Source organism: Lentzea kentuckyensis, from assembly GCF_002150765.1.
In the GTDB taxonomy this organism is placed as follows: Bacteria; Actinomycetota; Actinomycetes; order Mycobacteriales; family Pseudonocardiaceae; genus Lentzea; species Lentzea kentuckyensis.
On record NZ_MUYM01000003.1, the window covers coordinates 40,921 to 53,139 of the forward strand.

Consider the following 12,219-nt stretch of genomic DNA (forward strand, 5'->3'; position numbering starts at 1 on the left):
TCAGAACCCGATCTGCTCCAGGTGCCGCAGCCGTGGCCACAGCTGCGACCAGGGCCGGACCGGGTCGCTGAGCAGCGACAACGGCTGGGTGGCGTGCTTGGGGTGTTTGATCAGCCCGAGCGGGTCGGTGTAGACGCCGACCTGGCGCACCTGCCGGAACTCCGCGCTGAGGAAATCGGGCACCTCGCCCACGTACAGCACCCGCCGAGTGCCTTCCGGTGGCGCGCCGAAGTACCAGGAACCGCGGAAGTAGCAGTACACCGGCGGGAGGTTCTGGCCGAACTGCTCCAGCGCCCCGGCGTACCCGGACGACCCGGCCATCAGCACCAGATCATCCTTTTCGGACGGTGAGAGCCGCGCGTACGCGTCGGTGACGGCGGGTACGACCGCCGGGAAGTCGTCGCTGACGTTGTTCATCACGTAGGTGTCGGGTGCCGGTCCGGTCGGCGGGAACGGAAGCAGACCGCGGATGATCAGCAGTGCGGACACCGCGAACGCCGGTGCCGTGGTGGTCCAGCGCCATCGCGGGCTGACGGCGGCGGCCGCCCAGCAGACCGGGAAGATCCCGGCCACGTAGTAGGGCTGCTGGCCGAGCGCGAGCAGTCCGGTGATCAGCACCACGGCGGTCCAGCCGAGATAGCGGTGCGGCCCCTGGAACAGCCGGATCACGCCGAGCACGAACAGGATTCCGCCGACCAGTCCCGCGTAGACGACCACGAACGCCAGGAACCCGACCCTGCCGCCACGACCACCGGCCTCCTCGGCCAGCACAGCGCCCATCTCCAGCTGTGGCCAGCCGTGGTGGGCTTGCCACCACAGTCCGGGCAGCACGGACAGCAGCGCGATCCCCGCGCCCGCCCACAACATCGGGCGGCGCACCAACTCCCGTGGCCCGGAGATCAGCACGCCGATCAACACCGCCAGCCACAGGAACACGATCAGGAACTTGGCTTGCAGCGCCACCGCCGTGACGACACCGATGGCCAGCAACAGACGGTCGTCGCGAGTGCGGTTCCAGCGCACCAGCAACCAGAGCGCGACCGTCCACAGTGCCCAGTCGAGCGACGTCGTGTCGAGGTGGTGGCCGTCGGCGACGATCAGCGGAGAGATCGCGTAGCAGGCAGCGGCGACCAGCTGTGCCCTCGTGCCGCCGCCGAGCTCACGGGCGATCAGCGCGGTGACCAGCACTCCCGCGGTGACCGCGATGGTGGACGGCAGGCGCAGCACGATCAGCGAGTGCGGGGCGATGCTGTCGGCGAGGTGCGCCAGCAGCGGGACGAGCGGTGGTTGGTCGGCATAGCCCCAGTCCAGGTGCCGGCCCGCGCTGAGGAAGTACAGCTCGTCGTCGGTGTAGCCGAAACCCGCGCTGGTGACGAGGAACAGCAGGAAGACCGCGCCGCCCAGGACGGCGAGCGGACGGCGAGCGAGTGGTGTTCTGACGAGAACTGGTGCGGTCATGACCCGATGTCCACCTTCGGCGGGGCACCGCGCATCGCCCGGTTGCTCGCCGCCGCGATCGTCAGCAGCAGCACCGCGCCGCCGAGCAGTGAGCCGGTCCAGCCGATCCCGGCGTGGTCGAGCAGGTAGCCGCCGATCGGGCCCGCCGCGGCGTTCGCGCCGGAGCAGAGGAACCGCGCGGCCCCGTTCACCCGGCCCTGCAGGTGTTCCGGGGTGTTCTGCACCTGGAACGTCCAGCCCGCCACGTTGAGCACGCCACCCACCAGCGAGTTGCCGGCGAAGATCGCGGCCAGCAGCACGGGGTCGCGGACGAAGGCGATCGCGGGGATCAGCAACGTCCAGGTGCCGTAGCCGAGGATCCAGGTGGTGCGCATGTTCACCCGGCGGATCCACCACGGCGCGAGCAGGGCACCGGCGAAGCCGCCGACACCGCCGACCGCGGTGATCACACCGACCAGCGCGGGGGAGTTGTTGTTGCTGTGGATGATCAGCAGTACGGTCAGGAACACGACCTGGAAGATGAAGTTGCTGCCGGCGAACAGTCCGATGAGGACCCGGGCGAACTTCTCCTGCCAGGCCCAGCGGATGCCTTCGCCGATCTCGACGTGCAGCCTGCGCCTGGGCTGGGTCTGCTCGGTGCGGAACCCACGGCGGATGAACAGCACCAGCACCACCGCGACCAGGTCCGCGATGGCGGAGAAGGCGAACGGCAGCCAGCGGGTCAGGGTGAACAGCGCGCTGCCGATGGGCTGGCCGATCAGGCCGATGGCCGAACCGCGGGCCTCGTTCTGGGACAGCGCGGTCGGCAACTGCTCGCGGCTGACCACGTTGCGCACGGCTGCGCGTTCGGCCAGGTCGTAGAAGATGCCGCGGGTGGACTCCAGGAAGGCGGCCACCATCAGGTGCGGGATCCACACCGCGTCGAAGTACACCGCCACCGCGACGCTGGCGATGGCGAACGCGCCGATGATGTCGCAGGTCAGCATCAGCTTGCGGCGGTCCCACCGGTCCACCAGCGCGCCGGCGGGCAGTTGGATGAGCAGGGTGGCCAGCTGGGAGGCGAAGGCCACCCAGCCGGTCAGCACCGCCGAGCCGGTCTCCCACAGCGCGAGCAGCGGGAACGCCACCATGCCGACGGTGGCGGCGAAGTGGGACATGCCGGCGCCGAGCCAGAGCCGGACGAAGTCCCGGTTCTTGCGCAGTGGCACCGGTTCGGTGGTGGTCTCGGAGTCGGTCGGGGTGCTCATCGAGCAGCTCCTCGGCGGGCGGTGCGCGGATCGGGCAGGGCGGAGCGGTCGAGTTTCCCGCTGGTGTTCAAGGGAATTCGGGCGATGGCCAGGAACGTGCCTGGCACCATGTAGTCCGGCAGCGCGGCAGCCAGGTGCGCGCGAATACCGGCCACGTCGGGGCGGCGGCCGGGCGCGGGTACCAGGTAGCCGATCAGGCGCTGGTCGCCGGGTTCGGGTTCGCGAACCGCGGCCACCGCGTCGGCCAGGTCGGGGTGCTCGCGCAGCCGGGCCTCGATCTCACCGAGTTCGATGCGGTGGCCGCGGATCTTGACCTGGGTGTCCGCGCGGCCCAGGAACTCCAGGCCGTGCGCGGTGTGCCGGACCAGGTCGCCGGTGCGGTACCGCCGGGCGCCGGGCTCGCCGTCCGGATCGGGCACGAACCGTTCGGCGGTCAGCGCCGGACGGCCGAGGTAGCCGCGGGCCAGGCCGTGGCCGCCGATGTAAAGCTCACCGTCGACCACGTACAGGCTGGTGTTGGCCAGCGGGCCGCCCAGCGAGACCTGCTCGGTCCGCGACGGCACCGGCCAGTGTGCGGACCAGACCGTGGTCTCGGTCGGACCGTACACATTGGACAGCAGCTTGAGTCGTGCGCGCAGCTGGGTTGCCAGCGCGACCGGCAGTGCCTCACCGCCGACCAGTCCGATGGCGCCCGGCTCGTCGAACCCGGCGGTCAGCAGCAGCCGCCAGCCGGAGGGGGTGGCCTGCACGTGGGTCAGCCCGTGCGTCCGGATCAGTTCGAGCAGCGCCACCGGGTCCTTGGCCTCGGCGTCGGTGGCCAGGGCCAGCTCGCCGCCGCTGGTCAGCGGCAGGTACAGCTCGACCGCGGAGATGTCGAAGGACACCGAGGTCGAGGCCAGCCACCGACCGCCGCCCACGCCGACGTCGGCCCCCATCGAGCCGATCAGGTTGGCCAGCGCGCCGTGGCTGATCATCACTCCCTTGGGTTTCCCGGTGGAACCCGAGGTGTAGATGACGTAGGCCAGCTGGTCGGGGCTCAGTTCGGGCAGCGGTTCGTCCGAGTGCTCGACGGCGTCCATGCGCACCACGTGCCCGGTGAAGGAATCCGGGATCCGCGGGGCCAGTTCGCCGTGGGTGAGCAGGATCCGCGCGCCGCTGTCGCTGAGCATGTGCGCCAGCCGCGCCGGCGGCAGGTTCGCGTCCAGCGGCAGGTAGGCGGTGCCGGCCAGCCACACGCCGAGCAAAGCGGGCAGCAGGTCCGGTCCTCGGCGCAGGCAGACCGCGACCGGGACGTCCGCCTCCGCGCCGAGGTGGCGCAGGTGGCGGGCGATCTGCTGCGCCCGTTCGGTCAGCTCGCGGTAGCGCAGGCGCACGTCGCCGGTGCGCACCGCGATCTCGTCCGGTCGCGCGGCGGCCTGGCTCGCTATCAGCTCAGGAACGAGCGTCAACGGGATCCCTCTTCTCCGGTGGTGGTTTCGCGCAGCAAGGTCGCGAGCAGTTCGGTGCATTCGTCGGCCAGCTCCCGCAGCCGTTCGACCTCCTGCGCCCGGAACGTCCAGTACAGCTGTCCACTGTGGACTTCGAGTGACAGCGGTGCCTCGTCGTGGCCGAGCGCGACCTGCGGTGCTGGCTGGTCAGCGAGTTCCGGGAGCTGGTCTCGAAGCAGGCCGTAGTCGCCGGGGCTCGGTTCCGCGGCGAGCTGGCGGCGCACCGCGCGCAGCATCGCGGCCGGGTCCCGGCGGCGGGGCAGCCACAGGGAAACCGGGCGGCTGGTCAGCAGCGGGCCCACCAGCCGTTGTCCGTCGCGCGGGTCGTGCGTGACGTCGACGGTGAGCCGGTCGCCGCCGGTCCAGGCGGTGATCGGGCCCGCCAGGGCGGCCAGCAACAGGTCCTGCTGACCGGCGAACGGCACGTCCGGCGTGGTGACGTGGGTTTCCGCCGGTCCGGCGGTGATCGGCAACGGCGGGCCGTCGACCCGGCCGAGCCAGTGGTGTGCCTCGTCCAGCAGTTCGGGCTGGGCCGCCCGTTCCGCCTGTCGCCGCAGGATCGCGTGCACCGAACCCGCCGGAGGTAGCTGAACGGGTTCGCCATCGGACAACTGCTGGTAGGCGGTGGCCAGGTCGGCCCGCAGCACCGGCCAGGACGCGCGGTCCACGGCGAACCGGCGGACCCGCACCACGTTGCCGAGGTCCGCCTCCAGGACGGGACCGTCGGCCGGCAGCCGCAGGGCGTCGTGGTGGGCGATCACCGCCTGCACGGCCTGATCGAACAGGCCGGGATCCACCGGCGCGGGCAGTGGCACCTCGAGGAGGTCGACGGCCGAGTCCTGCGGCAGCTGCGGTTCGGCCAGTGATGCCAGCTCGGCCAACGTGCTGGACTGGTAGACCATCCACATCGACAACGGCAGTCCGCGCTGCTGCGCCAGGGCGAGCAACCGGGCCGCGCGCAGGGAATCCCCGCCCAGGGCGAAGAAGTTGTCCTGCACGCCGATCTGCTCGACTCCCAGCACTTCCCGCCACAGCTCGGCCACTCGCTGCTCGGCCGGGGTGCGCGGCGGTTCCGGCGCGACGTCGGCGAACGCGGCGCGGTCCGGTGAGGGCAGCGCGCGGTGGTCGAGTTTGCCGTTGGCGGTCAACGGGATCCGGTCCACCGTCAGGATCGCCGAGGGCACCATGTACTCGGGCAGCCCGCCGGCCAGGTGCTCGCGCACCTTGACCGCGTCCGGTGCGGCACCGGACGTCGTGACGAGGTAGGCCACCAGCGTGTTGGCCCTGGCCAGCACCACGGCCTCGCGGACCTCCGGGTATTCCAGCAGCCGTGCCTGGATCTCGCCCAGCTCCACCCGGTAGCCGCGGATCTTGACCTGGTCGTCCTTGCGGCCCAACGTGTCCAGGCTCCCGTCGGGCAACCACCGGCCGAGGTCGCCGGAGCGGTAGATCCGCGATCCCGGTTCGCCGTAAGGGTTCGGCAGGAACTTCTCGGCGGTGAGTGCGGGCTGGTCGAGGTAACCGCGAGCCAGTCCGGCGCCGGAGATGTAGACCTCGCCGGGCACCCCGATCGGGACCAGGTCGCCGTGCGCGTCCAGCACGTGCATGGCGGTGTTCGGGATGGATTCGCCCAGCGGTAGCAGTTCGCTGGTCAACGCGTCCACCGGCTGGCCGGAGTTGCCGATGGTGATCTCGGTCGGGCCGTACTCGGTGGCCAGCGGGGTGCCGGTGCCGGCCAGCTCGCGCCAGCGCCGCACGAGGCTGAGCGGGAAGGCGTCGCCGGCGGCGATCACCAGTCCGGCCAGGTCGTGAGCCTGCTGCGGGGTGAGCTGGTGGGTGAGCAGTTCCAGGTGCGCCGGGGTCAGCTTGACGAAGCTGTACGGCCCCCGTGCGGCCAGCGCGCTGCCGAGTTCGGCGGTGTCCAGGCCGGCCGGCAGCAGGTGCGTGGTCTGGCCGGTGAGCAGCGGCGCGAACAGGTTCGGGATGCCCAGGTCGAAGGAGATCGGCGAGAACACCGCCGACCCGCCCGTGCCCCGTGCCGCGTACGACTCGGTGGTCCACAGCAGGTAGTTCAGAAGGCTGCCGTGGGTGGCCATCACGCCCTTGGGACGGCCGGTGGAGCCGGAGGTGTGGATGACGTAGGCGAGCTGGTCGCCGTCGATCCGCCGTGCGGGTGCGGTGTCCGGCAGCGCGGTCAGCGGCTCGGTGTCCAGAGCGATCCTCATACCCTGGTACCCGGCCGGAATCCGGTCGTGCAGCGCGGATTCGGTGAGCAGCACACCGGTTTCGGTGTCGCCCAGCAGCACCGCGATCCGCTCGGCCGGCATGGCCTCGTCCAGCGGCAGGTAAGCCGCGCCGGCCTGCCAGACGCCGAGCAGGGCCGGCAGCAGGTCCGAGCCGCGCCGCAGCAGCACGCCGACCAGCGACTCCGGTCCCGCGCCGAGCTGCTGGAGCCGGTGCGCGATCCGGTTGGCCCTGGTCAGCAACTCGCGGTAGGTGAGCTGGTCCGTGCCGCTGGTGACCGCCACCGCGTCCGGGGTGGCCTTGGCCTGCTCGGCGATCAGGTCGACGACAGTCTGTTGTGGACGGTCTACCGCCGGTCCGGTGCCTTGTGCGAGCAGGGGTTCGGTGTGCAGGACCGTGCGGACCGCGCCGTGCGGATCGGCGACCATGGCCGTCAGCACCTGCCGGTACAGCTCGGCGAGCCGGTCGGCGCCCTCGCGGCTGAGCGCGGCGGTGGACGTGCCGAGCACCAGGTCCTCCCCGCTGGCCAGTACGTTCAGCGCGAAGTCGTTCACGCCGGAGCCGAGTCCGGCGGCGGTGTCCACGCTCTGCTCGTCGACCTGGTGGAAGTCCAGGTAGTCGAACAGCACGGTGATCAGCCGCTCGGCCTCGGCCGACCGCTGGATCTCCGGCATCGGGAACCGGCGGTGCGCCCAGATCTCCGCCTCGCCCTCGAACGCCTGCCGCACCAGGTCGAGCCAGCTGCGCGCGGAGCGGTCGTGGGGCAGCGGCAGGGTGTTGAGGTGCATGCCCAGCACCCGTTCACCGCCTTCGGCTTCGAGCCGGCCGTGCAGCACGAGTCCACTGTGGAACCCGGGTTCCGGTGTGATCGTGCTGAGCACGTGCAGGTGTGCCGCCAGCAGCACCGACTTCAGCGAGGTCCGGGCGGTCCGGGCCAGATCACGCAGGCCGTCGGCCAGATCGCCGAACGTCACCCGCACCGAGTACGGCTCGTCGCCGGTTCCGGCCCAGGCCTCGGGCAGCGTGAACGGCACGTGCTCGTCGACCACCCGCTGCCAGTGCCCGCGGTCCTCTGCACTGTCCAGTGAGGACAGTTCGGCGGCGATGAAGTCCGCGTACCGCACGCCCGGCGTCGGCAACGGTTCAGCGCCACGGTAGGCCGACAGCAGCTCCATGAGCAGCGTGGTCACGGTCCAGCCGTCAGTGACGGCGTGGTGATGGGTGAAGGTGAGCCGCCAGGCATCGGGTTCCAGGTGTACGGCCAGCCGGACCAGCGGCGGACGTTCCAGGTCGAACACGGCCTGGTTCTCCGCTCGCAGGAACTCCTTGGCCGCCTCATGCTGTTCTTCGGCGTTGAGGCCGCGCAGGTCGTGCACGGTCAGCGGCACGCTGACGCCGTCGTGCACCAACTGCACCGGACCGCGGAACCCGGTGAGGCGCACCGAGGTCCGCAGCACCTCGTGCCGGGCGGTGACCAGGTCGAGCGCGGCGCGGAACGCGGTGACGTCGAACGGTTTCGTGTCCGGGATCCGGAAGCTGCCGACGTTGTGGTACTTGGCCAGGTCCGGCGCGGCCAGGCTTTCCACCACCATGCCGGTCTGCACCTGGGACAGCGGGTAGGCATCGGTCAGACCGGCGGGCAGCGCGGCCCGATCCTCCGGGTCGAGCAACGCGAACGGCTCGACCGGGACGAACTCCGCGGCCGGTCGCCCACCGGCGTGCTCGGCCAGTTCGGCGATGGTGCGGTGCCGGTACAGCTCGCGGATGCCGATGTCGAGGTCCGCCGCCCGCAGCGCCGCGGACAGCCGGACCGCGCGGATGGAGTCCCCGCCCAGTTCGAAGAAGCTGTCGTGCACGCCGGCCCTGGTCAGCCCGAGCACCTCGCACCAGATCGCGGCGATCCGCTGTTCCAACGGGTTGCGCGGCGCGACCTGTCCGCTGAGCTGGACGTCGGGTGCCGGTAGTGCGCGTTGGTCGACCTTTCCGTTGGGGGTCAGCGGTAGTTCGGTCAGTGGCACGATCGCGGCGGGGATCATGTAGTCCGGCAGCGACTTGGCGAGTTCGGCGCGCAGGTCTTTTTGTTCGTCGGTGACCACGTAGGCGACGAGCACACCGTCGACTGCTCGTACGAAGGCTTCCCTGGTGAGTGCGGCCAGTGCGGTCTGCACCTCACCGAGCTCGACCCGATAACCGCGGATCTTGACCTGCGAGTCCAGCCGTCCCAGGAAGTCGAGCGTGCCGTCCTCGTGCAGGTACGCCAGGTCGCCGGTGCGGTAACGCCGTGCCCCTGGCCGGTGCGGGTCGGGTACGAACCGCTCGGCCGTGAGCGCGGGCTGGTTGAGGTAACCCCAGGCCACGCCGACGCCGCCGATGTGCAGTTCACCCAGCGCGCCAACGGGAACCAGGTTACCGGCGCCGTCCAGGACCACCGCCGAGGTGTTCGGGATCGGTCGCCCGATGGGCACCGTGCCGTCGTGGGTGTCCGTGATCGGGTGGATCACGTTGGCGATGGTGGCCTCGGTGGGGCCGAACTCGTTGATCAGCCGGTCCGGTCCGAGGATGTCCAGCCAGCGCGCGGAGGTGGCGGGCGGCAATGCCTCGCCGCCGACCACGTAGGTTCCGGCCAGTTCGTTGAGCTGGGCCGCGGACAGCTGGTGGGACAACAGGTCCAGGTGCGCCGGGGTCAGCTTGATGAAGCTGAACGGACCGGCGGCCGTGAACGCCTCGCCGAGCTCGGCCGGTTCCGCGTCGACCAGGTGCACCGGCTGGCCGGTGATCAGCGGCAGGAACAGGTTGGTGGCGGGCAGGTCGAACGCGATCGAGGAGAACAGCGGAGCCCCGCCGACCGCGCGCCGGGTGTAGGCGTCGGCAGCCCAGCGGAGGTAGTTGACCAGACCGCCGTGCTCGACCATGACGCCCTTGGGACGGCCGGTGGAGCCGGAGGTGTAGATGACGTAGGCCAGGTCCGCTGCGCCAACTCCGGTTTCCGGTGCCGTCACCGGCTGCTCGGGCAGCCCAGCTGGGTCGACCAGGATTCCCGGGTAGCCGGGCAGTTCGAGGTCGGTCACGACGATCGCCGCAGCCGCGTCGGCGAGCTGGTAGCGCAACCGGTCCACGGGCGCGCCGGGGTCCAGTGGCAGATAGGCAGCACCGGCCTTGAGGATGCCCAGCAACGTGGGCACCAGGTCCAGGCCGCGATCGAGCAGCACGCCGACCGGCGCGTCCGGCCCCGCGCCCAGTGAACGCAGGTGGTGGGCGAGCCGGTTGGCCCGCTGGTCGAGTTCGCGGAAGGTCAGCACGACCTCACCGCAGACCACCGCGGACGCCTCCGGGCCGGCGGCGACCGAAGCGGCGAAGAGGTCCAGCACCGTGCCGACCGGCCAGTCCACAGTGGATCCGATGCCGGTCTCGGTGATCAGCGCGCGCTGTGCGGCCGGCAGCACCGCCAGGTCCGTTCTGGCGGCCATGGCTTCCAGGACCGCGCGGTAGTGCGCGGCCAGGCGATCGGCGGCCGGGCGGGACATGTGCTGAGCCGAGGTGGCCAGCACGATCCGGTCCGGGCTCGCGGTGACGTTGAGCGCGAACTCGTTGGTGCCGGTGCCGACCGCCGCCGTGGTGTCCACCAGGCCGGTGTCGACCTGGTGGAAGTCCTGGTAGTCGAACAGGACCGCGAGCAGCCGGTCGACCGAGGCCAGCCGCTGGATCGCGGGCAGCGGGTGCCGGCGGTGCGACCAGACCGCGGCTTCCGCGGCGAAGGCCTGCGACACCAGCTCCTGCCAGGTGCGGGCCGAGCGGTCGTGCGGCAGCGGGACGGTGTTGAGGTGCATGCCCAACACCCGTTCGCCGCCGGGAACTTCCAGACGGCCGTGCAGCACGAAGCCGCTGTGGAAGGCCGGTTCCGGGGTGAGGGCGCTGAGCACGTGCAGGTGCGCGGCCAGCAGCACGCTCTTCAGCGACGTCCGGGACTCGCGGGCCAACGCGCGCAGGTCGTCGGCGAGGTCGGAGAAGGGCACGGACACGTGGTAGCCGCCCGCCGGAGCCTCGGCATCGGCCCAGGCGGTGGGCAGCGTGAACGGCGTGTGCTCGGTGACCACCCGCTGCCAGAACTCAACGTCCTCCTCACTGTCCAGTGAGGACAGCTCGGCGGCGATGAAGTCCGCGTAACGCACCGGAACAGCGGGCGCGGCGTGAGTGCGGCCGTCGCGCAGGGCGCGATAAGCCCCGAGCAGCTCCATCAGCAGGGAGTTCAGGCTCCAGCCGTCGGTCGTGGCGTGCGTTTCGGTGACGGTGAGCCGCCAGGCCGACTCCGACTCCAGGTGCACGGCCACCCGCAGTGCCGGAGCGACGTCCACCGCGACGGGGTTGACCCGCTCGGCCGCCAGGAACTCCTGACCAGCCAGAACCTGGGCGGCCCCGTCCAGCGAACGCAGGTCGTGCACGGCGAGAGGGACCTCGACCTCAGCGTGCACCAGCTGCAGCGGGCGGTCGAAACCGTCCAGGTGCAGGGAGGTGCGCAGCAGGTCGTGCCGTTCAACGAGCTGAGCCACCGCGGCGCGGAATGCGGTCTCGGAGAACGGCTGGTCGTCGGGCAGCCGGAAGGAGTTGACGTTGTGGTAGGTGGAGCCGTCCACAGAGGACAACATCTCCACCAGCATGCCGGTCTGCACCTGGGACAGCGGGTAGGCGTCCACGAGACCGGCGGGCAGGGCGGCGCGTTCGGCAGAGGTGAGCAGCGCGAACGGAGCCACCGGCGCGAACTCGGTCACGCTGCCCGTCTCCAGTGCGGCCAGGGCGGCGATGGTGCGGTGGGTGAAGACGTCCCGCACGGTCAGGCCGAACCCGGCCGCGCGCAGGGCGCCGACCAGGCTGACCACTCGGATCGAGTCACCGCCCAGGTCGAAGAAGCTGTCCTCGACGCCGACCTCGGCGAAGCCCAGGACCTCGGCCCACACCGCGGCCATCCGCGTCTCGGCGGGGGTCCGCGGGGCGAGCCCTCCACCGGCGAACGCCGTGCGGTCCGGGGCGGGCAGGGCGCGGTGGTCCAGCTTGCCGTTGGGGGTCAACGGCAACCGGTCCAACAGCACGAACGCCGACGGCACCAGGTACTCCGGCAGCCTGGCAGCCAGCTGGTCCCGCAACGCCACCACGTCGAGGTCCGTGCCGACCGGGTAAGCGACCAACTGGTCGTCGCGGACGATCACGGCAGCGGAACGGACGCCGGACAGCGCGGTGAGCGCGGCCTGGACCTCGCCCAGTTCCACCCGATAGCCGCGGATCTTGACCTGGTTGTCGGCGCGGCCGACGAAGTCGAGCACCCCGTCCGCACGGCGCACGGCCAGGTCGCCGCTGCGGTACAGCCGGGAACCGGGCGGGCCGAACGGGTCCGGCACGAACCGCTCGGCGGTCAGCGCCGGTCGGTTCAGGTAGCCGCGGGCCAGCCCGACGCCACCGACGTGGATCTCGCCCGGCGCGCCGACCGGCACCAGGCCGCCGTGCGCGTCCAGCAGGTGCAGTTGCTGCCCCTGCAACGGCAGGCCGATCGGGCTGCCCGCCGAGTCGAGGTCGATCGACGTGATGCGGTGGTGGGTCGAGGTGATCGCGGTTTCGGTGATGCCGTAGGTGTTGACCAGCGCGGGCCGGTCGAGGCCCAGCCGGTCGGCCCACGGTCGCAGCTCGGCGGCGTCCAGCTTCTCGCCGCCGAAGGTGAGCAGCCGCAACGACAAGCCGGCCAGCCGGGGATCGCCCTCCGCGGCCAGCGAGGTGAGCGCGCGCAGGGTCATCGC

Annotated in this window: 4 protein-coding genes (1 of these 4 only partly in view); all 4 read right to left on the reverse strand. The window is 71.2% G+C overall.

All coding sequences use genetic code 11. The features are described from left to right. Tightly spaced (each overlapping or abutting the next), the 4 genes in view from B0F77_RS02190 to B0F77_RS02205 form a layout consistent with a single transcriptional unit that may run on beyond the window. Window positions 1-1,458, reverse strand: a complete 1,458-nt coding sequence (locus B0F77_RS02190; RefSeq protein ID WP_245847775.1) for an ArnT family glycosyltransferase — start codon at window positions 1,456-1,458, stop codon at window positions 1-3. Then, window positions 1,455-2,705 (reverse strand): MFS transporter, encoded by a 1,251-nt coding sequence (locus B0F77_RS02195; RefSeq protein ID WP_086661046.1) that lies wholly within the window; start codon window positions 2,703-2,705, stop codon window positions 1,455-1,457. Before B0F77_RS02195 ends, B0F77_RS02190 begins: the two co-directional genes overlap by 4 nt. Then, the gene (locus B0F77_RS02200) at window positions 2,702-4,153 is read right to left on the reverse strand and encodes an amino acid adenylation domain-containing protein (RefSeq protein WP_158102565.1); all 1,452 of its coding nucleotides are present in this window, start codon (window positions 4,151-4,153) and stop codon (window positions 2,702-2,704) included. The genes B0F77_RS02195 and B0F77_RS02200 overlap by 4 nt, the downstream gene beginning before the upstream one ends. Continuing rightward, window positions 4,150-12,219: the 3' portion of a non-ribosomal peptide synthetase gene (locus B0F77_RS02205; protein ID WP_086661048.1), read on the reverse strand. 14,760 nt of this gene lie beyond the right edge of the window; 8,070 of the gene's 22,830 nt are visible here — the last part of the coding sequence; its start codon lies beyond the right edge, outside the window; it ends in the stop codon at window positions 4,150-4,152. The genes B0F77_RS02200 and B0F77_RS02205 overlap by 4 nt, the downstream gene beginning before the upstream one ends.

What these genes read in the sequence shown, in the direction of transcription:
- B0F77_RS02190 (WP_245847775.1), bottom strand. Translation starts at nt 1,458, where the DNA reads ATGACCGCACCAGTTCTCGTCAGAACACCACTCGCTCGCCGTCCGCTC.
- B0F77_RS02195 (WP_086661046.1), bottom strand. Translation starts at nt 2,705, where the DNA reads ATGAGCACCCCGACCGACTCCGAGACCACCACCGAACCGGTGCCACTG.